The sequence below is a fragment of the Rhizobium sp. PRIMUS64 genome (assembly GCF_023006465.1).
In the GTDB taxonomy this organism is placed as follows: Bacteria; Pseudomonadota; Alphaproteobacteria; order Rhizobiales; family Rhizobiaceae; genus Rhizobium; species Rhizobium leguminosarum.
This window is the reverse complement of sequence record NZ_JALBGX010000010.1, coordinates 1-26034: the sequence shown is the minus strand read 5'-3', so window position 1 is coordinate 26034 and position 26034 is coordinate 1. Positions and strand designations below refer to the sequence as shown.

Genomic DNA, 26034 nt, shown 5'->3' with positions numbered 1-26034 from the left:
AGGACGAGACCAATGACCGATCAAGCCATCGCGCTACAGCCTGAACTGATCCAGAATTCCGACGCGGTCGCCGGCCAGTGGAAGCTTATCTGGCGGCGCTTCCGTCGCCATCGCCTGGCGCTGGCGGCAGGCGTCGTCATCTTTTTGATCTACCTGGTCGCCCTGTTTGCCGAGGTTCTCGCCCCGGTTTCATCGCAGACCTACGATTCCCGCTACACCTATGCGCCGCCGCAGCAGATCAAGTTCGCCGGCTACGACGCGGCCGGGCAGTTTCATCCGCTCTACGTCAACGGTTATTCGATGAAGGTTGACCCGATCGCGCTCAGCCGCAATTACGTGCCCGATCCGGCCGTCATCATCCCCCTCGGCTTCTTCGTCAAGGGCGAACCCTACCGGCTCTGGGGGCTGTTCGATTTCGACCGGCACCTGATCGGCCCGATCGAGATGGGCAAACCATTCTACCTGTTCGGCGCCGACCGGCTGGGTCGCGACGTCTTCAGCCGGACGGTCCACGGCACGCGCGTGTCTATGTCCGTCGGACTGATCGGCGTCGCAATCAGCCTCATCCTAGGCATCATCCTGGGCGGCATTTCGGGGCTCTACGGCGGCTGGGTGGACGATGTGATTCAGCGCTCCATCGAGCTCATCAACTCTATCCCGACCATTCCGTTGTGGATGGGCCTTGCGGCTGCCGTTCCGATCAGCGCCGATCCGATTCTGGTCTATCTCTGGATCACCATCATCCTGTCGCTGATCGGCTGGACCGACCTGGCGCGGGTGGTGCGCGGGCGCTTCCTGTCGCTCAAGACGGAAGACTTCGTGATCGCCGCCCGTCTCGATGGCTGCTCGCAGATGCGCATCATCTGGCGGCACATGGTCCCGTCCTTCATGAGCCACATCATCGCCTCGGTGACGCTCGCCATCCCGACGATGATCCTCGCAGAAACCGCGCTCTCCTTCCTCGGCATCGGCCTGCGCCCGCCGGTGGTGAGCTGGGGCGTGCTGCTTCAGGAGGCACAGAACATTCTCGCCGTCTCGAGCGCACCCTGGCTCTTTCTTCCCGGTCTCGCGGTGATCGTCACCGTGCTCGCCCTCAATTTCCTCGGTGATGGATTACGCGATGCTGCAGATCCCTATGAATACTGATCCCAATTTTGCCGCAGCCGGCGGCCGGCACGGGGATCGTGACCCGCTGATCGAGGTCGTTGATCTCAGGACCCATTTCTTCGGTGGTGCGGGCACGATCAAGGCGGTCGACGGCGTCTCCTTTTCCATCCCACGCGGCAAGACGGTCTGCGTCGTCGGCGAATCCGGTTCGGGCAAGAGCATCACCGGCCGCTCGATCCTCAACCAGGTTCCGCGGGGAGGGCGGATCGTCTCGGGCGCAATCCGCTACCGGCCCGATCCGGCAGCACCCTCGATCGACCTCGCGGCGCTCGATCCGCGCGGCCACGACATGCGGGCGATCCGCGGCGCCCAGATCGGCCTGATCAGCCAGGAGCCGATGGCCGCCCTTTCCCCCGTTCATACGATCGGCAACCAGATGGTGGAAGTGATCCGCCTGCATCTGAAGATGGGAAAGAAGGAGGCGCGCGAACATGCCATCGAGACATTGGCGCTGGTCGGCATTCCGCGGCCGGCCGAGCGCATGGAAAGTTATGCCTTCCAGTTTTCCGGCGGCATGCGCCAGCGCGTCTGCATCGCCTTGGCGCTCGCCTGCCGCCCCAGACTGCTGATCGCCGACGAGCCGACCACGGCACTCGATGTGACCACCCAGGCCAATATCCTCGATCTCCTGGCCTCGCTGCAGGCCGAATTCGGGCTCTCGGTGCTGTTCGTGACCCATGATCTCGGCGTGGTGGCCGAGATCGCCGACGAGGTCGTCGTCATGTATGTCGGCCGGGTCGTGGAAGCAGGCAATGTTGACACGATCTTCCACGCACCGGCGCATCCGTACACCAAGGCGCTGCTGCAATCGGTGCCACGCATGCATGGGCAACCCACCGAACGGCTCGCGATCATCGATGGCATGGTGCCCTCGCGTTTCAACCGGCCCCAGGGCTGCAGCTTTCATCCCCGATGCAAAGAGGCGAGGGCGGGCCTCTGCGACCAAAAGGATCCGCAGCCCATCGCCATCGGCGACGGGCATGTCGCCAGCTGTCTGCTTTACGAAGGAAGACAATGATGGCCGATCTCATGAAGCAACCAAGCCCACTGCTCGAACTCAACGATCTCAGGATGCATTTCCCCATTCGCAAGGGCGCATTCCGGCGTGTGGTCGGACACGTCAAGGCGGTCGACGGCGTTTCGCTTCGCGTCCAGGATGGCGAAACACTTGGTATTGTCGGGGAGTCCGGCTGCGGCAAGTCCACGCTTGCCCGCACGGTGCTGCGCATCTATCAGCCGACGAGCGGCGAAATCCGCTATCGCAGCCGCAGTGGCGGCACGGTCGATCTCGCGGCGTTGTCGGGTTCTGCCCTCGACGAAGTCCATCGCGACCTGCGCATCGTGTTTCAGGACCCCCAATCTTCGCTCAATCCGCGCCTTCCTGTCATCGACATCATCGGAGAGGTGCTTGGCGTCAACGGTATCGCCAAGGGCCGGGAGCTCGAGCACCGGGTCGCCGACCTCATGCAGAGCGTCGGCCTGCGGCCCGAATACATGCACCGCTATCCGCACGCGTTTTCTGGCGGCGAGCGTCAGCGCATCGGCATCGCCCGGGCGCTGGCCTCCAATCCGCGGCTGGTGATCGCCGATGAGGCCGTTTCGGCGCTCGATGTCAGTGTGCAGGCACAAACCATCAACCTCCTGCAGGACCTGCAGGAGCAGTTCGGTCTGACCTATCTCTTCGTGGCCCACGACCTCTCGGTCGTCCGGCACATCTCGGATAACATTGCCGTCATGTATGTCGGTCGGGTGGTCGAAAAGGCGCCGACGGAGCAGATCTTTTCGCGCCCGCTCCACCCCTATACCGAAGCGCTGCTCTCGGCCGTGCCGATCGCCGATCCGAGGATGCGCCGCCATGGCCAGCGCATTCGGCTGGCTGGCGAGGTCGCCGATCCTGCCCATCCGCCTCCCGGCTGTGCATTTCATCCTCGCTGCCGCTACGCCACCGAGCTTTGCAAGCAGGAGGTGCCGGCGCTGCGTACCGTCACAGCCGATGGGCACGCAGTGGCCTGTCACTACGCCGAATCCTTGTCGCTTAATCCCTTCGCCGACCGTACCGTTCCGGAGTTCAATTGATGCCCGAATTCATTCCACGCTCCGAGCAGCGTCCCATTGTGGATACCTCCTCCACGACGCTCGATCTCATCTACTTCGACCTCGTCACGCTTCCGGCCAACGGCCAGGACACGCGGCGGCTGCCCATGCACGAAAGCCTCTACGTCGTGCTGTCGGGGCAGGTGGATATCGAGGTCGATGACATCATGTTCGAAGCGGTGGGCCGGCGAGCCGATATCTGGGGAGGCGATGCGGACTCGGTTTACGCGCCCGTCGGCGCCAATGTCCGGATATCGGCTCGTGGCGCGGCGGCGGAAGTCGCCATTGCCGGCGGCCTCTGCGACACGCGTTACGCCGCATTTCGCATCACGCCGGATGAGGTCGACGCGGTCAATGTCGGCTCGTCGGACACGCACAGCCAGCGGCGGATCGTCCACCTGCTCGGACAAAGACAGAACGGACGCTGCGGCAACCTGCTGGTGAGTGAACTCTATGCCGGCGAGGGCTGCTGGTCCGGCTATCCCCCCCACAAGCACGATACCGAAGACGGTGACGTCGAGACCCGGCACGAAGAACTCTATCACTACCGCTTCCAGCCAGAGACCGGCTTCGGCAGCCAGATCACCTATGACGAAGACGGTCCGGTCAAGATCCTCATGACCCGCAACGGCGACACAGTCCTGGTTGACCGGGGTTACCACCCGACGGTCACCTCGCCGGGGCACCGGGGCTATATCTTTACCATTCTCGTCGGCAAGCATCGCCGGGGGCTGATCCAGCGCTTCGATCCCGCCCATCAGCATCTGACCAAAACCATCCCCGGCATCGATGCGATGCGCGACAAGTTCAAATAATCCGGCTCGTGGCCTCGTGTGCCGGCATTGCGGCGCACCGCCAACTTCCGCCCAAGGAGAGACGACCCATGCGTGAACGTACGCGAATAAACGTTGATGCCAGCGAAGCGGTACGCCCGTTCAACCGGTTCTGGCGCGGCACCGGCTTTTCGCCCGCCGAGCTGCTTCTCGAACCTGAGATGCGCCAGATGCTTGCCTATATCGGCGGCCTGCCGAATGAGGGCATCAAGTTCCTGCGGGTGCACTATCTCTACAATCTGCTGAGCGCGAAGGGCGGGGCCGGTTATGACTGGTCCCTGCTCGATCGCGCGCTGGACGTGATGATCGAACACCGGCTGAAGCCGTTCTTCGAGCTGATGGGCAACCCATCCGGCCTGTTCACCGACTATGAAGACATGGATCAGGTCAGGCGCTGGCGGGATCTCGTGACGGCAACAGTCGACCGTTATGGCGCGCGTTACGGCATGGACGAATTGCGCACATGGTATTTCGAAACGACGAACGAGGCCGATTCCGGCTGGTGGACCTACGGGATCAAGGGTTACACCAACTATTACGACGCCTGCGTCGCGGGGCTCGATGCCATCGATCCCAACCTGCCGATGGGCGGGCCTGGCACCGCCCGCACGCTGTCGCCGATCTTTCGCGCCCTCATGGCCCATTGCGACAGCGGCATGAGCTGCCTGACCGGCGGTGGTCCGCCGCGCATCGACTACATCTCGATCCATGAAAAGGGCGTCAACGGCAGCAAGGAAGACCTGACTCCGAAAACCAACGGTATCGTCGACCGCACCTTGCTCGTCGTCGACTATCTCAAGGAGCACCACCCGCGCCTGGCGGGCCTGCCCATCATCAACGACGAATGCGATCCGCAGCTTGGGTGGAGCGATCACCATAGCTGGCATGGCAAGGCCTATTACGCCGGCATCATCGCCCGCATCATCGAACAGCACGACCGGCGCATCATCGCCCCGAAAGCGGCGAATTTCACCTTCCTCAGCAATGACCACGCCTTTATCGGCGGCTGGAGCCAGCGCACGATCTTTGCCTATTTCGGTTCGCGCAATTTCACCAAGGCGCAGTGGGAGCACAAGACCAATCTGGATATGCTGGTCACGGACGTCGACAGGGCGCCGCCCTTCGACATCATCAAGAAGCCCGGCCTCACATCGATGGAACTGCTGGCAACGCTGGGCGATAGCGTTTGCAAGGTGAGGGCCGAACCGCCGCTTGCGCCCGACCAGGATGGCCTGGCGATCCTGCCGACACGGCTGCCGGGCGGCGGTGTTTCCATCAGCCTCATCCATAGCGTCGACGCCATCAACCGTTCGGGCCGGACCGCCGTCCGCCTCGAGGTGAGCGGTTTGGTTCCCGGCCGCCACGCGCTTTGCCTGCTGCGCATCGATGAGGAATTCACCAATCCGATGGAGGTCTGGCAGGCCCAGCGCGACGAAAGCAATCCGCGCGGCCCCTTCGAGCCGGTCGGCGCACCGCCCGCACCGACCGAGGCGCAGTTTGCCGAACTGCGCCGGGCGCAGGAGCCCGCCTTGCTGCATCCGATCAGCATCGTCGACTGCGATGACGGCCGGATCAGCGTCGACCTCGATGTGCCATTGCCGTCGCTGACGCAGGTGCTTGTCGTTCCCGATGTCGGCGCGCCTCCGGCGGCACCGACCGGCCTTGTCGTCGAACGTTACCTTGGTCTTGGCGGTCGGGAAGAGCGCATGCTCTTCTGGGCTTCCGGCGATATCCGGCCTGCCATCTTCTACGATGTCTTGGTCAGCACCAATGGCGGGACTTTTGAAAAAGTCAGTCCCGCGCCGCTGATCTCGACGGCATTCCTGCACATGTCGCCGCCCGAGGGCGTGCGTTATGCGGTCTGCGCCCGCGATGCATTTGGCCGCCGCAGCGAGCTTTGTGTTTCCCGCTCATGAACAATGCCTTTCTGCCTGGGATCTGATCGATGGATATCGCTTATTTCACCAAGACCCTGGAGGGTCTGCCGCTCGAGGAGGCGGCCGGGTTCACCGCCGGTTTGGGATTCGACTGTGCCGATCTTCTCATTCGCGATGGCCACGCCGTTTCCCCTGACAGGCCGGAGGAAATCGTCAAGGCCGTAAAGCTCTTTGCCGCGGCCGGCCTGCGCACCCCGATGGCGACCATCGATTCCACCCGGCCCGACGATGCCGTATCCCGGCTTCTCGGCTGTTGCGGCGAGGCTGGCATCGGGCAGGTCCGGCTTGGCTTCTGGCGCTACGACCCGTCGCGGCGCTGGCAGGCCCAGCTTGATGAGGCGCGGCGCGATCTCGACGGCTTCGAGCGCCTGGCCGAACGCTTCGCCGTCAAGCTGACAATCCAGCTTCACGGCGGCACCCTGCACAGCTCGGGCGCTCTGGCGGTGCAATTGCTGGCCGGGCGTGATCCCGTCAGGATCGGCGCCTATCCCGATCCTGCCAATCAGATCATTCGGGAGGGAAGCGAGGACTGGCGTCTGACCCTCGATATTCTCGAACCGTGGTTCTGCTGCATGGGCGTCAAGAACAGCGGTTGGTTCCCCGGCGCATACGGAGCTCACGGCCAGCGCGCATGGCATTCGGATTGGTACGGGCTCGACGAAGGCATGGTGCCCTGGAACGAAATCGTCCCGCATCTGGTGGCCACTGGATTTGCCGGGGTGCTCTCGATGCATTCCCAATACCGCGTCTCTCGAGAGCAGGCGCTCGACAAGGTCCGCGCCGATCTTACCCATCTCAGGCGCCTGGTCGCCGCAGCGAAAGAGTAGAACCATGAACGAACAGGCTCCCGTTATCGCCGTACTGCTGACCGAAAAAACTCGCCGGATGATGCTGGACGACGCAGCGATTGCCCAGTTGAACGCCCTTGGCGAGGTGCGTTGGCCGACCGGCGCCACCATCGACGCCACCGATGTCGACCACCTGCTGCAAGGCGCCACGGCATGTCTCACCGGATGGGGCACGCCGCCCTTCGATCCTGCCGCGCGCCAGCGCCATCCGCAACTCGCTCTTGTTGCCCATTCGGCAGGCAGCGTCCGCACATTGGTCCCGGCGCGTCTGTTCGACGATGGCATTCGCGTCACCCATGCCGCCTCGAAAATTGCCGCCTCGGTTGCCGAGTTCGTCGTCGCCGAAGCGCTGCTCGCCATGCGCGGCATTCATCGGCTGCATCATCAATTGCGCAACGGCGGTGAATGGCTCGACGTCCGCGCAGCCGTGCCACAGAGATTGCTGGGCGCCAGAACGGTCGGCATCGTCGGCGCTGGATATGTCGGCCGGGCGGTCATGCGGCTGCTCGTTCCCTTCGGCTGCCGCGTGCTGGTTGTCGATCCCTTTCTCCACGATAGCGAGGCTGCTGCGCTCGGCGTTTTCAGCGCTGAATTGAACGATATGCTGGCTCAGAGCGACGTGATCTCGCTGCATGCGCCTGTCCTGCCCGAAACGCACCGCATGATCGGCGCCCCCGAACTGGCGCTGCTACACCCCGGCGCGCTGTTCATCAACACGGCGCGCTCGCAGCTGGTCGACGAGGCGGCTCTGCTCGCCGAGATCCGCTCCGGCCGCATCGAGGCGGCTCTCGATGTCTTTGACGACGAGCCGTTGCCTCCGGATAGTCCCTTCCGCGATCCCGCATTGGCCAATGTCACCATTTCGCCGCACGCCGCCGGTCACACCGAAGAGGCGCATCTCGCCCAAGGACAGGCCATGGTGGATGAGATCGGCCGGCTGCTTCGCCGCGAACCGCTCCATCATGAAGTCTCGCGCGCCATGCTCGACCGCATGGCATGACCATGGACAGAAGCATTGGAGGTTCCGTGACCGCGCCGCGTATCAGAATCATCGAGATCGACGCCTTCGAGCGCGATATCAAGCTGCGCCTGCCGTTCCGCTTTGGCGCGGCAACTCTCGAAAAGGCGCCGCAAGCCTTTCTCAGGGTCCGTATCGAGGATGAAGAGGGGCGAACCGCCCTTGGCGCCGCCGCCGAGATGATGGTGCCGAAATGGTTCGACAAGAACCCGGCGCTGACGCCGGCGCAGAATGTCGATCAGTTGCGCACTTCGATCCGCACTGCTGCTGCCGCTTCGCTCGAGCCGTCGGCGCCGACGACATTGTTTGCCGCCGCCCGCCTGAACGAGATGGAAACCGTGCGGCGTTTGCCTGGAAATCCGTTGGCCGCCGGTTTCGGCCCTTCGCTCATCGCCCGCGCCGCGCTCGATGCCTACTGCCGCCTTGCCGGCATTTCCTTCTTCGAGGCGGTGCAGGGCAATCTCGTCGGCATCGGCGGCCCCATGCTGCCCGACGATATCGACGCGGATGCAGCGCTGGTGGTGCTTTCCGATCTTCGTCCTGCTGGCTCGATCTCGGCCCGGCATACGATCGGGCTTCTCGATCCGATCAGCGAGGGCGATGTCGTCTATCCCGTCGGTGACGGCCTGCCGGAAAGCCTCGAGTCGGTGATAACGCGCTATGGCAACCGCTGGTTCAAGATTAAGCTTTCGGGCGCGATCGATGTCGATATCGACCGCCTGATGCGGATCGCCGCCGTGCTGGACCGCATGCCCGACTATCGGGTGACGGTTGACGGCAACGAACAGTTTGGCGCCGCCGAACAGCTCGCCGCCCTGCTGGCGCAAATCGAGGCGATGCCGCAGCTGGCGAGGTTGCGCACGGCCATTGCCTTTGTCGAACAGCCGTTCTCGCGCGCAATCACCATGGACACGTCGCTGGGAGATCTGGCGGCGCAATTGCCCTTCCTGATCGATGAGAGCGACGACGGCGATGGCGCCTTCGCCTCCGCCAGACGGCTCGGCTATACCGGCGTCTCCTCGAAAACCTGCAAGGGCATTTACCGTTCGTTACTGAAGGCGATCCGCATCAGAACCGGAACGGTGCCGGGACTGTTCCTCTCGGGCGAGGATCTGACCTGCCAAGCCGGGCTCGCCGTGCAGCAGGATCTGGCGCTGGTCTCGCTGCTCGGCCTCTCCCATGTCGAACGCAACGCTCATCACTATGTGGCCGGCATGCAGGGAGCGTCGCAGGCGGAGAAGGCGCGCTTTGCTGCGGCCCATCCCGATCTCTACGAGCAGGGAGCCGACGGACCGCTGCTGTCGATCCGCGACGGCCGGATCACTATCACTTCACTCGAGGCGGTCGGCTACGCCAGCGGCGCCTTGCCAGATTTCGAAGCGATGACGCCATTGTCATGACGCCCGGCAATATTCAGCATGAGATAGGGCGTGCTGCCCTGTTGAGCTGTTCGATCTGTCCAGCAAACGCGTGCTGATCACCCGGAGCATCAATCACCCCGTTCCTCCAATTGAAATGTCTTCCAGTAGAGCATCACGCTCTATTCGAACGTTTTCTGCTCGGCCTGATTGGATCCAGGGACTTAAGAAAGCAGAAATTGAGATATAATTCTTTGAATTAAGCTTCAGCAACCACGGCCAAATCTCGGCAAGTATGATTTTCCGCTCCGCGAGGCGGCAACGCAGAATATTTCGATGTGCCTTGGACACACGACACTCCGGATTGAGCTGAGGTCGAACTCTAATAGCTGTGCGGATGTTAAGCGCGGTTAAGGAAGTGTAAAGTTTGGTAAAGGTTCTTTCTGTGACACAGCGAGGTACGCTGTTGGCAGGGAAGATGCAGGACGCGCAGGCGGCGCGAGGCCGCCTGCGGGGGAACACGTCCCGCGGTCTCGTTCCGGGGGAGGGAATTCGACCGAAGAGGTTGCCATGAAGGTCGCCGGGCGTCGCCGGTATCGGGCGCTGGACCATCTTGCGAATAGCTTGCCAAAAGCAGTCATCTCTGACCTTGCCCTCGCTTCGAAAGCTCGGGCTTGAAGGTGATCGCCGCGCGATCGTTGGATGCCTGTGGTTCCGAGTCGGCGGTATCAGGCCCGGTCCGGCGCACAAGGCGCTTGAGCGCCTCGTTGAGGTCGTCGACGAAGGTGAAGATGACGGGGATGACGATGAGGCTGAGCAGCGTCGACATCATGACCCCGCCGATCACCACGATCGCCATCGGCTGCCGGAAGCTGGAATCGCCGCCTGTCAGGCTGAGAGCGACCGGAAGCATGCCGAATGCCATGGCGATGGTGGTCATGATGATCGGTCGCGCGCGCTTGTGGCAGGCATCCACAAGGGCATCGAACCGCGACATGCCCTGGCGACGCGACATGATCGCGTATTCGATGAGAAGGATGGAGTTCTTCGTCACCACGCCCATGAGCATGAGCAACCCGATGACCGCCGACATCGAGAAGCTGGTTCCGGTCACCACCAGCGGCACCAGCGCACCGCCGAGCGAGAGCGGCAGAGCCATCAGAAGGGTGAGTGGCTGCAGGAAGTCGTGGAAGAGCAGGACGAGGACTGCGTAGATGCAGAACACGCCGATCGCCATTGCAAGGCCAAAGCTCTGGAACAGCTCCGAACTGCGCTGAAGTTCGCCCTGTTCGACAAGGGTGACCCCCGGCGGCAGGCGCCTGAGTGCCGGCAGAGCCTGCGCCTCGCGGTTGACATCGCCCAGGATGCGGCCGTTGAGCTCGACGGAAAGGGTGACATTGCGCATCCGATCGATGCGGTCGATCTCCGACGGGCTGCCGCCGATCCGGATATCGGCAATCGATCCGAGATCGACATTGCCGTTCGTTCCGGCTACCCGCATGTTCTTGATATCGTCGAGCTTGGTGCGTGTCTCGGGGCTGAAGCGGACGACGATGGGAACCTGGCGCTGTGGCAGGTTGAGCTTCGGCAGATCGGCGGAATATTCCCCATTCGTCGCCACGCGCACCGCCTCGGCGATGGCGCTCGAGGTCACCCCGAGCGCTGCAGCGCGCGCAACGTCGGGCGTGATCTGGATCTCGGGCGCTTGCCTGGCCGCTGTTGATGTCACCGCGCCGATGCCCTGCAGCGTGCGGAGCTGTTCCTCGAGCGCCGTGCTTGCACTGTCAAGCGCGTTGGCATCGTCACTGGCAAGGGTGATCTCCAGCTTCGTGCCGTTGCCACCGCCGCCGACCGCGACCCGCACACCGGGAAGCACCGAGAGAGCCTGCCGGATGTCGTTTTCGATTTCCGACTGTTTGCGATCGCGCTCGCCGATGGGCGACAGTACAGCGACGATCGTCGCGGATCCGACGCTGCTCGTGGTGCTCGAGTCGGGGCCACCGCCCGAGGATGCGGAACCGACCGAGGAAAAGACATGTGTCACGTCCTGGAGCTTGCCGACGATATCGGCGGCCTTCGTGGTGGTGGCGTCCGTCTGCTCGATAGTGGCACCCGGCTGCATGGTGAGCGTGATCTGGGCTCGTGCGTCGTCGGAAGCGGGCAGGAAGCCGGATTTCAGGAGTGGGATGGTGGCAAGCGAAAGCGCGACGACGACGGCAGTCACTGCCACCGTGGTCTTCCTGCGGTTCATGGCGGCTTTCACGATTGCCAGATAGGCGCGCATGACGCGGCCATCCTTTTCCTCCGTCGGATGGGCCTTCATGAAATAGGCGGCCATCATCGGCGTCAGCAGGCGTGCGACGACGAGCGAGACGAGGACCGCCACCGCGGCGGTGATACCGAACTGGCGGAATATAAGTCCCGGTATGCCGCTCATGAAGGCCGTCGGCAGGAAGACCGCGACCAGCGTGAAGGTGGTTGCAATGACGGCGAGCCCGATCTCGTTGGCCGCTTCCATGGCGGCGTCGATCGGTCGCTTGCCCATTTGCAGGTGGCGGGCGATGTTCTCGACCTCGACGATGGCATCATCGACGAGGATGCCGACCACGAGCGACAGCGCCAGCAAGGTGACGATATTCAGGCTGAAGCCGGCCAGGTACATCACAAGGAAGGTCGGTATGACCGATAATGGCAGCGCCACGGCCGACAGGATGGTCGCACGCCAGTCCCGAAGGAAGAGCCAGACGACGATGATCGCCAGGATCGCCCCTTCGTACAGCATGTGCATCGAACCATCGTAGTTGTCGATGATCGGCCCGATCGTGCTGTAGGCCTCCTCGATCTGCACGTTGGAATGTTTGGCTGCGAACTGTTTCATAGCCTTGTCGACATCGTCCGCGACACCGCTGTCCGAAAACCCGTTCGAGCGCTTGATCTCGACCGCGACCACCGGTTTACCGTCGAGATAGGCCATCGAAGAACGCTCCGCGAAGCTGTCCGTGACGGATGCGACGTCATCGAGGCGAACCTGCTGCCCGTTGGCCAGGGGAATTCTAAGCTCCTTCAGAGCGTCGACCGATGCCACGGCGCCGAGCGTGCGCAATGTCTGACGGGTGCCGCCAATCTCCCCAAGGCCACCCGAAGTATCGGCCTGAACCGACTTCAATTGCGCCGACACAGTGGTCGCGGTGACGCCGAATGCAGCCATCGTTGTCGGATCGAGGTCGACGTGAACCTCGCGGTCGACACCGCCGATGCGGTTGACCTGTCCGACGCCCGGTACCGACAGGAGCGCCTTGGTCAGATCGTTGTCGATGAACCAGGAGAGCTCGGTTTCATTGAGGGCCGTAGACCGGATGGCATAGGTGACCAGCGCCGAACTCTGCACGGTGACTTTGGTGACGCTTGGTGTCTGCATCTGCGCCGGCAGATCGGCTTGTGCGCTGTCGACGGCGTTGCGAACCTCATTCAGGGCCGTTTCGCTGTCCTTCTCCAGTTTGAAGGAGACACTGATCGACACCGTGCCGTCGGTGATCGTCGTGGTGACGTGGTCGAGATAGCTCAGCGAGGCAAGATTGTCCTCGATCGTGCGGGCGACCTCCGTCTCGAGCTGCGCCGGCGCGGCGCCATCGAGCGTCGCGGTAATTTTGATGGTCGGGAGGTCCATATCGGGGAAATTCTGGACCGGCAGATGCTTGAAGGCCAGCAAACCGCCGACGGCAAGCATCGCAAAGAGCAGGATTGCCGGTACGGGATTGCGGATTGAAAATGCGGAAAAGTTCATCAACCTTCTCCCGCAATCTTCACGAGATCGTTGTCCGACAGAAACGCTCCGCCCGACGTCACCACTCTCGCCGACTTATCTATGCCGGAGACGATCTCGACTTCGCCGTCGGTGCGACGGCCGGTCTCCACCCGCACCCGCCTTACCCGCTTGTTCTCGCCGGCGGCAAAGACGTAGTTTATGCCGTCACGGAAAACGATCGCGGTCTCCGGAACCGTCAGCGCCGGCGTGGTCCTCAGTTCGATAGTGCCCGTGACATAAAGACCGGTGCGCGGCTGAACGTCCTGGGGAAGCGCGACATAGACGATCGCCCGGCTTGTATTGGTGTCGATCGAAGGTCCGACGAGCCTTACCTTGCCCTGAAGGGGACGTCCGTCCGGCCCGTCGATGTCGACGCTCAATCCTTCCGAGATGCGTGAGAGGTAACGGGCCGAAACCTCGGCCTGCCATTCGACCCGCTGCTGACGGACGAGGCGAAACAGTTCGGTGCCCGACGAGACGACCGCGCCGAGTTCGGCCGATCGCGAGGTTATCAGGCCGTCGTCGACGGCCGTGACGGTTGTCTGGTCGAGCTTGATCTTCTGGCTGTCGAGCGCCGCCTCTTCAGACGCAAGACTTGCCGTCGCGGTCTGTTCGTCGGCGAAATATTCGACAATCTTCTCATCCGAAAGGGCGCCCGAAGAGCGTAGCTGCCGAGCCCGATCGGCATTGGCCTTCGCCTTTGTCAGGTTTGCCTTAGCGGTCACGACAGCCGCTTCCTGCTTGCGAAGGTCGGCCTGCACGCTGTCCTGCGACAGCCGCACGAGGGTCTGCCCCTTCTTAACCACGGAACCGACGTCGGCCAGGATTTCGGTTACGCGCAGACCGCTCGTCTCGGAAGCGATGATGGCTTCCTGCCAAGGCTTCAGCCAACCGCTTGCGGGAACGGTTTCCGGCCAGTCCCGCTCAGCTGGCGTTACCAGCGAGACGGTAAGGGCGGGTGCGGCGGATTGATCCGCCATGGTATTGCGCAGGGGAAGCAGGAGCGCTGCCGCAACAAGAGCAGCAGCGAATATTCTGGGCGGTTTTCTCAACGATGCACTCCTTGTGGTCAAAGGCATGGGTGCCTTTTCCCGATCCGTGCCAACTCGATGAAGGATTGCGGCTCATGTTGAGGCAACCCGATCCTGGCTCGCGGTGATGTCATGGAAGGATAAGTAACGGGGTGAACGTTAAGTGCGGTCAAGTTAGTGTTAAGTTAGGTAAAACTCGCTCATGCGACTGTGTTTGTGCAGTATGGCTTACCCGGATCAATGACGGACGAAGTGAATGAACAAGGTTCTCCTCATCGACGACGATGCCGAGCTGACGACGCTTCTGCAGGAATATCTGGTCGAAGAAGGATATGAGGTGGTCACGGATACGGACGGTCGCGCCGCGATTGCCGCTGCTGCCGGCAACACGGTCGATATTATCGTGCTCGACATCATGATGCCTCGGATGAACGGGATCGAGGTTCTGCAGAGGATCAGGAAGCTCAGCCAGGTCCCGGTCCTGATGCTGACCGCAAGGGGCGATGACGTCGACAGGATATCGGGTCTCAATCTCGGCGCGGACGACTATGTGCCGAAGCCTTGCTCGCCGGGCGAACTTGCGGCGAGGTTGCGCGCCATCCTCCGTCGGGCAGGTCAGCCTGCGGCCGGCGCGACGACCGACACGATCAGGGCGGGAAAACTCGTGATTCATCCGAGCAGCAGGATCGCCGAATGGCGTGGAGAAACCTTGGATCTGACCGGCACCGAGTTCAGCCTGATCGAGGTGCTTGCCCGCAGCGCCGGCCAGCTCGTGTCGAAGCAGGAAATTTCGAAGCGGGCCTTCGGCAAGCCGCTGACCCCGTTCGATCGCCGCATCGACGTCCATATCAGCAGCGTTCGTCAGAAGCTCGGACTGAGGGAGGACGGACAATCCTGGATCCAGTCCGTTCGCGGCCAGGGCTATCAACTACTTGTGGACTGACCATGCCCCGGCTTTTCTGGAAATTTTTCGCGACGATCTGGTTGACGCTTGCAACGACGCTCACGGTCATCATCGTGATCGTCAACCTCTTTCAGATCCCGCCGCCTGGCCGCGATCGCGAATACCAGGAGCGAGCGATCATTCTGAAGCTGACGGCGAACGTGCTCGCAAGGGATGGGGAGGACGCCGCAGCGCGCTTCATCCGCACAAGTGAATATACGGTGCCACTAGGTCTGACGCTTTCGAAAACCATGGAGTCGCCTGCGTGCGGAGACGAGGGCAGGGCAGAGACGAAGTCCATTCTGAAGGACGGAATTTGCTACCGGATCTCCGTGGCGCCAGAAGCGAACTTCCTTCTCAACATTGCGGACAACCTGGCGCTGCTGGTGCCTTGGCTTTCGATTTTCGTTTCGAGTACGGTCGCTGCCGCCGCACTCGCCCGCTATCTCATTCGACCCGTCGTACATCTGCGCGACGGCCTGAGCGCGCTCGCCCATGGCCGCTTCGACTTCCGTATCGGCAACCAGATGGCCGGCCGAAAGGATGAAGTCACCGCACTGGCGCACGACTTCGATTCCACTGCCGCGCGGCTTCAGGAGCTCCAGGATGCGCAGCAGAGGCTATTTCATGACGTCTCCCATGAATTGCGTTCGCCCCTGTCTCGTCTGCAGGCCGCCGTCGGCGTCCTTCGGCAAAGCCCGGCCAAACTCGGCGCCATGCTGGATCGGATGGACCGGGAGGTCGAACGGCTCGACGCGCTGGTCGGCGAAGTTCTGACGCTAGCCAGGCTGACCGCGGGCTCCGGCCTGCCGCTGAAGACCCAGGCCCTGGATGTCATCGAGCTCCTCAACGAAATCCTCGGCGACGCGGCATTCGAAGCCCAGGCACGGGAGGTCTCGATCACAACCAGTGTCGAGGGCACCTTCCGCGCCGAGGTCGAAGGTGAGCTGATCTACAGGGCGCTCGAAAACGTTGTCCGCAACGCCGTCAAATACACGGCCGAGCATTCGCACGTATCAGTGGCTTGCGAGGCGACGACCGGCCGCCTCAAAATCTGCGTCACGGATCAGGGGCCGGGTGTCCGGCGAGACGAACTCGAACGGATCTTCCAGCCGTTCTCACGTGGTAAAGAGGCAGTGCCAAGAGGCGGATACGGCCTGGGTCTGGCCATCACCCGGCAGGCGATCGAACGCCACGGCGGGCGTGTACATGCGTCATTGCCGGATGCCGGAGGCCTGGCGGTCACCCTGGAGCTTCCCAGGAAGCCGGTACCCTATGGCTTGGCGGACGAACACGCCTGAGGACCAATCGACGAAGCTCGAGGCGGTGGTGGATGAGGCCCCGCAACCCAGACTTTACCTAACTTTACAGTGTCTTTACCGCCATTAACGTTGGCGCCGCTAAGCCTGAACCTACGATCCCGGTTCAGAAAGCTCGCCAGTGAGTCCGTCGCTCTGCACAAGAATATCATCCCTCCGCTACGCCACATCGGCACTCACGCTTTTGGTGGCAGGCTGCGTCAGCGGCCCGGATCACGCTCTCCCACAGATGCCGCTTCCTGCTAAATTCCAAGAGGGCGGGACCAAGAGCAACGGCGATGTCGTGACGGCACAGTGGTGGACGGCCTATCGCGACAAGCGGCTCGACGGCCTGGTGGCCCATGGCCTCAGCGAGAACCTCGATGTGCTGCAGGCGCTCGAGAGCATCAACTCGGCTTCCGCCAATGTCACGGTTGCCGGCGCCGGCGGCCTGCCGAGCCTCAGTGTCGACGCATCGCACACGGTATCCGGCGAGAGGGGGCGGCTCCGCACGACGGTCGGCACCGAGAATACCACAGGCGGCCAGGCCAGCCTTTCCTGGCTGCTCGACTTCTTCGGCCAATACCGTCGCTCGAAGGAGAGTGCCATCGCCTCGCTGGGGGCCGCCTATGCAACGGCCGACAACACAAAGCTCACCTTCCTGAAAGACCTGATCGAGAGCTATATCGACGCCCGTTATTACCAGGAGCGAATCGCGCTTTCACAGGCGAGCTTGAAATCCCGCCAACAGACTTACGAACTGACACAGCTGCAGCTCAAGGCAGGTGCGGCCTCCCGCCTCGACGTCGTTCAGGCCGAGGGCCTGGTACAGTCGACAAAGTCCGACATTCCCGGCCTCGAACAGAGCTTCACCGAGTCAGCCCATCACATTGCCACTCTGCTCGGGATGCCGGCGGCCTCGCTGATGGGTGAGCTGCAGAAAAGCGCCGGCCAGCCGGTTTTCCGCGGCGACATTCGCGCCGGCATTCCGGCCGATCTCATCCGCAACCGTCCCGATATCCACAAGGCTGAACGCGATCTGGCTGCAGCCGTTGCCGACATCGGCGCTGCCGAAGCCCAGCTCTACCCGTCGATCTCGCTCTCCGGTTCGATCTCGCCGAGCTGGGTCAAATCATCCGGTGCGAGCGGCGGAACCCTGACCAGCTGGTCTTTCGGACCGACGCTCAACCTGCCGATCTTCGATGGCGGCAAATTGCGTGCGAATGTCGATATCGAAAAATCCGATGCCAAGACCCAGTATCTCGCCTGGAAAGAGGCGGTGCTGAACGGGGTCGAAGAGGTGGAAAACGCCCTGTCTGCAGTCCGCCGCGACAGGCAGACGTTGGGACCGCTGCGCAGGCAGGTGGAAACGGCCCAGGAATCGCTCGCACTTTCGACCACGAGCTACAAGGATGGAGCTTCATCTCTGCTCGATGTGCTGGACGCTCAACGTTCGGTCTCCGATGCCCAGGCAAGCCTTGCAGCCACCGTACAGCAGGTTGCCAAGGACTATGTGGACCTCTACGTCGCCATTGGCGCCGGCTACCTGACGCAACAAGCGCAGAACGCTCCCGAGCGAACGGCGAAGTCAGACTAATTGGCGGAGCATTTGCTCTATCGCCCAGCCACATCGAGAATGCGGATCGCGAGCTTTAGATGCGGCAGGTCCAGCATGCGTCCGTCGAGCTGAATGACGCCTGCGTCGGGCCTGGCGGCGAAGGCGGCGGCGACTTTCTCCGCCCAGGCGATTTCGGATGCATCCGGCGTGAAGGCGTGATTGATCACTTCGACCTGGCTTGGATGGATGGCCATCATACCGGAAAAGCCGTCGCGCCGGGCGCGGCCGACATAGGCCCTGAGACCGTTGAGATCACGGAAATCGGGATAGACGGTGTCGATTGCCGGAACGGCGGCGGCATGGGCTGCGAATAGCGTGAGCGAACGGGCAAGCTCGTAAGGTGGCGTATAGCGGCCATCCGTCCTGCGCGCGGTCGTAGCCCCCATCGCGGCGGGCAGATCCTCCGCACCCCATGTCAGGCCGCAGAGGCTGGTCGAGACATCCCGGTAGCTGCCGATCTCGAAGATCGCCGATGGCGTTTCGGTTGCGATCGGCAAGATGGGAATTGCAGATGCAAGAGAGCCTGCGAGCTTCAGCACCGAAGCGGCACCCTCGGCCTTCGGCAGCACGATTGCGAAAGGATGAAGGCCGCTCAAAGCGGCAAGGTCGTCTTCGAATTCTGGCGAGGTGAGGGGATTGATGCGGATCAGGAGAGCGGTCTCGCCGGCATGATGCAGGACGAACTCGTGCACGTTCTCGCGCGCTTTCGGCTTGTTTAAGGGCGCAACCGAGTCTTCCAGGTCGAGAATGACGGCATCGGCGCCTGAGGCGAGCGCCTTTTCGAAACGCTCCGGCCGGTCACCGGGCGCAAAGAGCAGCGAGCGCAGCCTCATGACGGCTTCACCTTCAGCATTGCCGTGCGCAGGCATTGGCAGACGGTTTCGCCGCGCTGGTTCAGAGTGATATGCCGGAAGGTGACGATGCCGGCATCGGGGCGGGAGTTCGAGCGACGCAGTTCCATCACCTCGGTTTCCACCCGCAGCGTATCGCCAATGAAAACCGGCTTTGGCATCGTCACCTTGTCATAGCCGAGATTGGCGACGAGCGTGCCGAGCGTGGTGTCGCCGACCGAAAGGCCGACGGTGAGCGCAAAGGTGAAGGTGCCGTTGACGACGATCCGGCCGAATTCGGTGCCGGCCGCATAATCGGCATCGAGATGCAGCGGCTGCGGATTGTGGGAGAGCGTCGTGAAGAGCAGGTTGTCGGTCTCGGTGACCGTGCGGCGGATGTCGTGGGCGATGCGGTCGCCGACCGTCCACTCGTCGAAATAACGGCCGGCCATCAATCCTGCTCCTTCACAACGCTGACGACGAGTTGGTTTTCCGAGACCCTGATACCCGAGGAAACCTGCAGTTTTTCGACGATTCCATCGAAGGGTGCGCGCAGCGAATGTTCCATTTTCATCGCTTCAACCGTCAGCAGGCGGTCCCCCTTGGCGACACGATCGCCTTCGGCGACATCCACCGAAATGACGAGGCCGGGCATGGGCGAAAGGATCGCGCCATCGCCGGCGCCCTGACTTGCCTCGACTTCGCTGGCAACGGGCAGGCGGATCGGCCAGGCATTGCCGGCGTCGAAAAGCACCGTCGTTTCACCGATCGTGACGGTCTTTGCCTCAAGCTCCCGACGCGATTGCCCCCAATGGAGATGATCGCCGATACGGATACGCACCCTCTTGTCATCCGCGCCGGCGATGCGGAACCCAGTGAGCGCGGACCAGGGATCGCCATCGGTATCTTTTGAAAGCAGCACGGTGGCTGCGGTGTCGATCGCGATTTCGCTCGGCTCCGTCGCCACAAGGCTATCGCCATGGCGGTCGAGAAAGCCGGTATCGATCCGAGCTGCGCGAAAATCCGGATCGACGGCGATGCGGGCGAGCAGGCCGGCATTGGATTTGACCGGCCAGACCTCGATACTTGCGCAGGCGGCTGCGAGCTTCGAAAGTGCTGCCTCGCGGTTCGGCCCATGGGCAATGATCTTGGCGATCATCGGGTCATAGAAGGCGGTGATGTCATTCCCTTGCTCGACACCGCTATCGACGCGGACGGACTCCGGCAGGCTGAGATGTTCAAGTCGGCCGGTCGAGGGCAGATAGCCGGCGGCAGGATTTTCGGCATAGAGCCGGGCTTCGAACGCCCAGCCGTTCATGGCGATCTCGTCCTGCATTTTCGGCAAGGGCTCGCCGCTAGCGACCGTCAACTGCCAGAGCACCAGATCCTCGCCAGTAATTGCCTCGGTGACGGGATGCTCTACCTGCAGGCGGGTGTTCATCTCCATGAACCAAATGCGATCTTCGCGAAGGCCCTCCGAGGCATCGGCGATGAATTCGATGGTGCCGGCGCCTACATAATTCACCGCTCTTGCGGCCTTTACCGCCGCATCGCAGATCACTGCCCGGGTAGCGGTGTCGAGGCCGGGAGCAGGGGCCTCCTCAATGACTTTCTGGTGACGGCGCTGCAGCGAGCAGTCACGTTCGAACAGATGAACGCAATTGCCGAACATGTCGGCGAAAACCTGCACCTCGATATGGCGCGGATTGGCGATATAACGTTCGATCAGAACGCGGTCGTCGCCGAAGGAGGCGGCCGCCTCCCGGCGGCAGGAGGCGAGAAGTTCTGCGAAATCTTGCGCGCGCTCGACGCGGCGCATGCCCTTGCCGCCGCCGCCGGCGACGGCCTTGATGAGCACGGGATAACCGATAGTGTCCGCCTCAGCCGCCAGCCTCTCTTCGCTCTGGTCCGGCCCGAGATAACCAGGGGTCACAGGCACGCCGGCCGCCTGCATCAATTCTTTCGCGGCATCCTTGAGTCCCATCGCACGGATGGCGGCAGGCGGCGCGCCGACCCAGATGATCCCGGCCTTTTCCACCGCTTCGGCAAACCCGGCGTTTTCCGAGAGGAAGCCGTAACCGGGATGGATCGCCGCAGCGCCTGTTTGCCGGGCGGCCTCCAGGATGCGTTCCTGCGAGAGATAGCTTTCCCGGGCCGGCGAGGGGCCGATGGCGATCGCCTCGTCCGCCTCCCTTACGAAGGGCAGGCCGGCATCGGCCTCGGAATAGACGGCGATGGTGCGGATGCCGAGCATCTTGGCCGTGCGGATGATGCGGCGGGCGATTTCGCCCCTGTTGGCAATGAGAAGGCTTTCCATCATCGGCGCCTCACATCCTGAACAGGCCGAAGCGCGGCCCTTTCGGGATCGGCGCATTCAGGCAGGCGGAAAAGGCAAGGCCCAGCACATCCCGCGTCTGGCGTGGATCGATGATGCCGTCGTCCCAGAGGCGGGCGGTGGCATAATAGGGATTTCCCTCGGCCTCGTAGCCGGCGCGGATCGGCGCCTTGAAGGCTTCCTCCTCTTCAATAGGCCAATTCTCACCGCGCGCCTCCATGGAGTCTCGGCGTATGGTGGCAAGCACGGAGGCCGCCTGTTCGCCGCCCATCACACTGATGCGGCTGTTCGGCCAGGTGAAGAGGAAACGGGGGCGATAGGCGCGGCCGCACATGCCGTAATTGCCGGCGCCGAAGCTGCCGCCGATGATGACGGTCACTTTCGGAACAGTTGATGTCGCGACCGCCGTCACCAGCTTGGCCCCATCCTTGGCGATGCCGCCGGCCTCATAGCGGCCGCCGACCATGAAACCGGAGATGTTCTGCAAAAACAGCAAAGGTATGCGGCGCTGGCAGGCGAGCTCGATGAAATGCGCGCCCTTCAGCGCGCTTTCGGAGAAGAGAACGCCGTTGTTGGCGATGACGGCGACGGGCATGCCCCAGATGCGGGCGAAGCCGCAGACCAGCGTGGTGCCGTAGAGCGGCTTGAACTCATGCAGTTCCGAACCATCGACGATCCGGCCGATGACCTCGCGCACATCATAGGGCGAGCGCACATCATCCGGGATGAGGCCGCAGAGATCCTCGGCATCGAGTTTCGGCGGCTGTGGCTGCTTGAGGTCGATATCGACTGATTTCACACTGTTGAGTGTGCCTGCGATATCACGAACGAGCAGCAGCGCGTGTTCATCGTTCTCGGCGACATGATCGACGACGCCGGAGCGCCGCCCATGGGTCTCGGCGCCGCCAAGCTCTTCGGCCGAGATGATCTCGCCGGTCGCGGCTTTCACCAACGGCGGGCCGGCCAGGAAGATCGTGCCCTGATTGCGCACGATGACCGTTTCGTCGGACATGGCGGGCACATAGGCGCCGCCGGCGGTGCAGCTTCCCAAGACGCAGGCGATCTGCGGAATGCCTTCGGCCGACATCTGGGCCTGGTTGTAGAAGATCGCGCCGAAATGGTCGCGGTCGGGAAAGACTTCGGCCTGATGCGGAAGATTGGCACCGCCGCTATCGACCAGATAGAGGCAGGGCAACCGGTTCTGCATGGCGATCTCCTGGGCCCGCAGATGTTTCTTCACCGTCAGGGGGTAATAGGCGCCGCCCTTCACCGTCGCGTCATTGGCGACGATCATTACCTCGCGGCCGGAAACGCGGCCGATGCCGGTGATGATACCGGCGCCCGGCGCCTCGTCATCATACATGCCGTTAGCCACCAGAGCGCCGATCTCCAGGAACGGGCTGCCGGCATCGATGAGCAGCTGGATGCGATCGCGCGGCAGCAGCTTGCCCTTGCCGGTGTGGCGCTCGCGTGCTGTCTGCGATCCACCCTCGCGCGCTTTCGCCGAACGGTCGTAGAGTTCGTCGATAAGCGCCTTGTTCTTGCTGGCATTGGCCTTGAAGCTGTCACTGTCGCGGTCGATCGCAGTCGTAATCACCGTCATGATGCGATGAGCTCCCGGCCGATGAGGTAACGGCGGATCTCGTTGGTACCGGCGCCGATATCGTAAAGCTTGGCGTCGCGCAAAAAGCGTTCGACCGGCCATTCCTTCGTATAGCCGGCGCCGCCGAGCGCCTGGATCGCTTCCAGCGAGACCTTGACGGCATTCTCGCTAGCAAAGAGGATCGCAGCGGCTGCATCCGTGCGCGTCGCGCGGCCGGCATCGCAGGCCCGGGCGACGGAATAGACATAGGCGCGCGCCGAATTCAGCGCGACATACATATCGGCGATCTTGCCCTGCATCAGCTGGAAATCGCCGATCGCTTTGCCGAACTGTTTGCGATCGCGCACATAGGGCAGCACGACGTCGAGGCAGGCCTGCATGATGCCGAGCGGTCCGGCGGCAAGCACGGCGCGCTCGTAATCGAGGCCGGACATCAGGATCTTCACGCCTTCTCCTTCCCGGCCCATCAGCGTCTCGGCCGGCACCGCGCAATCCTCGAAGACCAGTTCGGCCGTGTCGCTGCCGCGCATGCCGAGCTTGGAGAGCTTCTTGGAGACGCTGAAACCGGGCAGGCCCTTTTCGATGATGAAGGCGGAAATGCCTTTCGGGCCGGCTGCGGGATCGGTCTTGGCATAGACAACAAGCACATCGGCATGCGGCGCGTTGGTGATCCAGAACTTGGTGCCGTTCAGCATATAGCGGTCGCCTTTTTTCTCGGCACGCAACCGCATGGAGACGACATCGGAACCAGCGCCGACCTCCGACATGGCGAGCGAACCGACATGTTCGCCGGAGATCAGCTTCGGCAGGTGGCGGCGCTTTTGTTCCGGCGAGGCCCAGCGGCGGATCTGGTTGACGCAGAGATTGGAATGGGCGCCGTAACTGAGCCCCACGGAGGCCGAGGCGCGCGAAATCTCTTCCATGGCGACGACATGATCGAGATAACCAAGACCGGCGCCGCCGAATTCTTCTTCGACGGTGATTCCATGCAGGCCGAGCACGCCCATCTCAGGCCAGAGCTGGCGTGGAAATGTGTTGCTTTCGTCGATCTCCGCAGCCAGCGGAGCAATATGATCGGCGGCAAAGCGCGCCGTCGTTTCACGGATCGCGTCCGCGGTTTCGCCGAGCGAAAAATCAAACATGGCACTCCTCCCGCTGAAATATGTAGCGCGGGTTGCGGCCGGGTCAAAGTGTCCTTGATTGCAATGGCTCATCCAATTGCGAGAGAGCTTCCTCCCGGCGAAAGACCTCGGGGCTCTTGCCCATCCATTTCCGGAAGGCCCGGAAGAAGGCGCTCGGCTCGGAATAGCCGAGCTGCACGGCAATCTCACCGATGGACATCGACGTGTTCAGCAGCAGTTCGACGGCGAGATCCCGGCGGATGTCGTCCTTGATGGCGGCATAGCTTTGTCCCTCGTCGTGCAGACGGTGGCGGAGCGTGGAGGGCGGCATTCGCATATCGGCGGCAAGCTCGGTAAAGCGCGACCAGGCAGCCGGCGTAGCCAGATTCAGGCGCCGGCGGACGGCGGCGGCGATACCGGCATCATAGCGATAGCGCACCAGAATATTGGCGGGCGCGCCGCGCAGGAACTGTTTGAGCGCGTGTTCGCTGCGCGCCACCGGCAGGTCGAGCAAGGCGCTGTCGAAGCCGAGCCGGCTGATGGTTTGCGAGAAACGCACTGGCGCGCCGAAGAAGAGCCGATAGTCGGCGCCTTGTTTGGGCTCCGCGCAACGGAAATCGACGAGCCGGATCGGAATGCGCCGACCGACCAGCCAGCAGGTGATGCCGTGCAGGATGATCCAATAGGTGCGATAAGCGAAGGCTGAACGCGGGCCGCCGGCATCCGTGAGCTCGACCTCGGCCAGGCCGTCGCGGATGACGAGCCGTCCCCTGGGATCGTCGAGCACGACATCGAGGAAGCGCAGCGCCCGGCGCAGGGCGTGACCCAGTGTCGGCGCATGCAGCACAGAGTGGCAGAGCAGCGTGAAGCTGCCGCCGCGCATCGGTCGGCCGCCCATACCGAAGAATTCGTCGTCGAGCTCGGCGGCGATTGCCAGCCAAAGAGCGCCATAGGTCTCGGCCGACACTGGTTGATCGACCAGCGGCGGCAGTCCCACACGCGCAAGAATAGGCTCTGTCGGCTTATCCAGACGCCGCAGGCTGTCGAGGGCCTCCTCGACAAAGGCCGGTGCAATCATGCGTCGCTCGATTTCGGCCATCGCGCCCTCTCTATGGCAAAACTGTCCGAAATAATGGAGCAGTTCTGTCATCGCTTGCAATAGGCCGACGGAATAGAATCCTGTCATTCGGCTGAGCCTGGAGGAGGCGTGGCCGGCAGGAGGAACAGGTCCATGCTGATCCGAGGTGCAAGTTTCATCGTGACCGGCGGCGGCTCCGGCCTCGGCGCGGCAACAGTGCGCATGCTTGTGGAGGCGGGCGGACGGGTGACTATCGCCGATCTCAACGCGGAAGCCGGACAGGAAATCGTCCGGGAATTCGGAAGCGATGCCCGTTTCGTCAGGGCCGACGTGACCGATGGCGAGGAAGGGGCGGCGGCGGTTGCCGCTGCCATCGAAGCCTTCGGCGGCTTGCGCGGATTGGTGAATTGCGCGGGCGTCGCTCCGGCCGAAAAGGTGATCGGCCGCGAAGGGCCGCACCGGCTGGAGAGTTTTGCCCGCACGGTGAGCATCAATCTCATTGGCACATTCAACATGATCCGGCTGGCAGCGGCGGCGATCCAGACTACCGAGCCGGATGCGGAAGGCGAACGCGGCGTCATCGTCAATACGGCCTCGGTTGCCGCCTTCGACGGCCAGATCGGCCAGGCAGCTTACGCCGCCTCCAAGGGCGGGGTGGCGGCGATGACCTTGCCGATCGCCCGCGAGCTTGCTCGTCACGGCATTCGCGTCGTGTCGATCGCGCCCGGCATTTTCGAGACACCGATGATGGCTGATATGCCGGCCGAGGTTCAGGCAGCGCTCGGCAAGAGCGTGCCCTTTCCACCGCGGCTTGGTCGGCCGGCGGAATTTGCCGGGCTGGTACGCCATATCTTGGAAAACAACATGCTGAACGGCGAGGTCATCCGCCTCGACGGCGCATTGCGGATGGGCGCGCGGTGAACGCTTCGCCCCAAGGAGGAAAGATGGTTTTGGAGGATCCCATCGTCATCGTCGGTGCAGCGCGCACCCCGATCGGCGGCTTTCAGGGAGAGCTGAAAGAGGCGACAGCGCCGGAGCTCGGAGCGACGGCGATCCGCGCAGCGCTGCAGCGCAGCCGCATCGCGGCCGAGGCGATTGAGGAGGTCGTCTTCGGCTG

The 26034-nt window shown here is 62.8% G+C and carries 20 protein-coding genes and 1 pseudogene; 13 read left to right on the top strand and 8 right to left on the bottom strand.

From position 1 onward, the window contains the following. Positions 1–12: 12 nt before the first annotated feature. The 8 genes from MOV76_RS06395 (at position 13) to MOV76_RS06360 (ending at position 9297) form a co-directional block, all read left to right on the top strand. Entirely contained in the window at positions 13–1146 is a 1134-nt protein-coding gene (locus MOV76_RS06395) for an ABC transporter permease (RefSeq protein ID WP_028732352.1), read from the top strand. Continuing rightward, positions 1136–2185, top strand: a complete 1050-nt coding sequence (locus MOV76_RS06390; RefSeq protein ID WP_018246743.1) for an ABC transporter ATP-binding protein — start codon at positions 1136–1138, stop codon at positions 2183–2185. The genes MOV76_RS06395 and MOV76_RS06390 overlap by 11 nt, the downstream gene beginning before the upstream one ends. After that, a complete protein-coding gene (locus MOV76_RS06385) occupies positions 2185–3243 on the top strand; it encodes an ABC transporter ATP-binding protein (RefSeq protein WP_247264095.1) in 1059 nt (352 codons plus the stop codon). The genes MOV76_RS06390 and MOV76_RS06385 overlap by 1 nt, the downstream gene beginning before the upstream one ends. Continuing rightward, positions 3243–4076 (top strand): 5-deoxy-glucuronate isomerase, encoded by an 834-nt coding sequence (locus MOV76_RS06380; RefSeq protein WP_018449181.1) that lies wholly within the window; start codon positions 3243–3245, stop codon positions 4074–4076. The genes MOV76_RS06385 and MOV76_RS06380 overlap by 1 nt, the downstream gene beginning before the upstream one ends. Positions 4077–4144: 68 nt before the next feature. Continuing rightward, the gene (locus MOV76_RS06375) at positions 4145–6010 is read left to right on the top strand and encodes a GH39 family glycosyl hydrolase (protein ID WP_247264094.1); all 1866 of its coding nucleotides are present in this window, start codon (positions 4145–4147) and stop codon (positions 6008–6010) included. A 29-nt stretch (positions 6011–6039) separates the two neighbouring features. Then, entirely contained in the window at positions 6040–6858 is an 819-nt protein-coding gene (locus MOV76_RS06370; RefSeq protein ID WP_247264093.1) for a sugar phosphate isomerase/epimerase, read from the top strand. A 4-nt stretch (positions 6859–6862) separates the two neighbouring features. Next, positions 6863–7879 (top strand): hydroxyacid dehydrogenase, encoded by a 1017-nt coding sequence (locus tag MOV76_RS06365; RefSeq protein ID WP_018246748.1) that lies wholly within the window; start codon positions 6863–6865, stop codon positions 7877–7879. Continuing rightward, the gene (locus MOV76_RS06360) at positions 7876–9297 is read left to right on the top strand and encodes a mandelate racemase (protein ID WP_247264092.1); all 1422 of its coding nucleotides are present in this window, start codon (positions 7876–7878) and stop codon (positions 9295–9297) included. Before MOV76_RS06365 ends, MOV76_RS06360 begins: the two co-directional genes overlap by 4 nt. A 595-nt stretch (positions 9298–9892) precedes the next feature. On the opposite strand, the gene MOV76_RS06355 is transcribed toward MOV76_RS06360, so the two are convergent. Beyond that, positions 9893–13039, bottom strand: a complete 3147-nt coding sequence (locus MOV76_RS06355; protein WP_247264091.1) for an efflux RND transporter permease subunit — start codon at positions 13037–13039, stop codon at positions 9893–9895. Then, positions 13039–14139 (bottom strand): efflux RND transporter periplasmic adaptor subunit, encoded by a 1101-nt coding sequence (locus tag MOV76_RS06350; RefSeq protein WP_247264090.1) that lies wholly within the window; start codon positions 14137–14139, stop codon positions 13039–13041. Before MOV76_RS06350 ends, MOV76_RS06355 begins: the two co-directional genes overlap by 1 nt. Before the next feature lie 208 nt (positions 14140–14347). On the opposite strand from MOV76_RS06350, the gene MOV76_RS06345 reads away from it, so the two are divergent. The 3 genes from MOV76_RS06345 to MOV76_RS06335 all read left to right on the top strand — a co-directional run bounded on the left by MOV76_RS06345 (position 14348) and on the right by MOV76_RS06335 (position 17929). Continuing rightward, a complete protein-coding gene (locus MOV76_RS06345) occupies positions 14348–15034 on the top strand; it encodes a response regulator (RefSeq protein ID WP_047620457.1) in 687 nt (228 codons plus the stop codon). A gap of 2 nt (positions 15035–15036) precedes the next feature. Further along, the gene (locus MOV76_RS06340) at positions 15037–16335 is read left to right on the top strand and encodes an ATP-binding protein (protein ID WP_047620458.1); all 1299 of its coding nucleotides are present in this window, start codon (positions 15037–15039) and stop codon (positions 16333–16335) included. 139 nt (positions 16336–16474) lie between these two features. Continuing rightward, a complete protein-coding gene (locus MOV76_RS06335; protein ID WP_047620459.1) occupies positions 16475–17929 on the top strand; it encodes an efflux transporter outer membrane subunit in 1455 nt (484 codons plus the stop codon). Between the two features lie 17 nt (positions 17930–17946). Here MOV76_RS06335 and MOV76_RS06330 read toward each other — a convergent pair whose 3' ends face one another. Genes MOV76_RS06330 through MOV76_RS06305 form a run of 6 tightly spaced genes read right to left on the bottom strand, consistent with a single transcriptional unit; the run spans position 17947 to position 24989 of the window. After that, positions 17947–18783: a CoA ester lyase gene (locus tag MOV76_RS06330; protein WP_047620460.1), complete on the bottom strand. Its 837-nt coding sequence runs from the start codon at positions 18781–18783 to the stop codon at positions 17947–17949. Further along, entirely contained in the window at positions 18780–19232 is a 453-nt protein-coding gene (locus MOV76_RS06325; RefSeq protein WP_018246756.1) for a MaoC family dehydratase, read from the bottom strand. Before MOV76_RS06325 ends, MOV76_RS06330 begins: the two co-directional genes overlap by 4 nt. Then, a complete protein-coding gene (locus MOV76_RS06320) occupies positions 19232–21100 on the bottom strand; it encodes an acetyl/propionyl/methylcrotonyl-CoA carboxylase subunit alpha (protein ID WP_047620461.1) in 1869 nt (622 codons plus the stop codon). Before MOV76_RS06320 ends, MOV76_RS06325 begins: the two co-directional genes overlap by 1 nt. Before the next feature lie 7 nt (positions 21101–21107). Continuing rightward, on the bottom strand, positions 21108–22718 hold the full coding sequence (locus MOV76_RS06315) for a carboxyl transferase domain-containing protein (RefSeq protein WP_047620462.1): 1611 nt from the start codon (positions 22716–22718) through the stop codon (positions 21108–21110). Continuing rightward, complete coding sequence (locus MOV76_RS06310; RefSeq protein ID WP_047620463.1) at positions 22715–23860, bottom strand: isovaleryl-CoA dehydrogenase; 1146 nt, start codon at positions 23858–23860, stop codon at positions 22715–22717. Before MOV76_RS06310 ends, MOV76_RS06315 begins: the two co-directional genes overlap by 4 nt. Positions 23861–23903: 43 nt before the next feature. Further along, on the bottom strand, positions 23904–24989 hold the full coding sequence (locus MOV76_RS06305; protein WP_047620572.1) for an AraC family transcriptional regulator: 1086 nt from the start codon (positions 24987–24989) through the stop codon (positions 23904–23906). A gap of 81 nt (positions 24990–25070) precedes the next feature. Here MOV76_RS06305 and MOV76_RS06300 point away from each other — a divergent pair, with 81 nt between their 5' ends. Both MOV76_RS06300 and MOV76_RS06295 read left to right on the top strand, forming a co-directional pair. Beyond that, positions 25071–25838, top strand: coding sequence for a 3-hydroxyacyl-CoA dehydrogenase (locus MOV76_RS06300; protein WP_047620464.1), 768 nt, complete (start codon positions 25071–25073; stop codon positions 25836–25838). A gap of 23 nt (positions 25839–25861) precedes the next feature. Continuing rightward, positions 25862–26034: pseudogene (locus MOV76_RS06295) on the top strand (acetyl-CoA C-acetyltransferase); the annotation flags it as partial.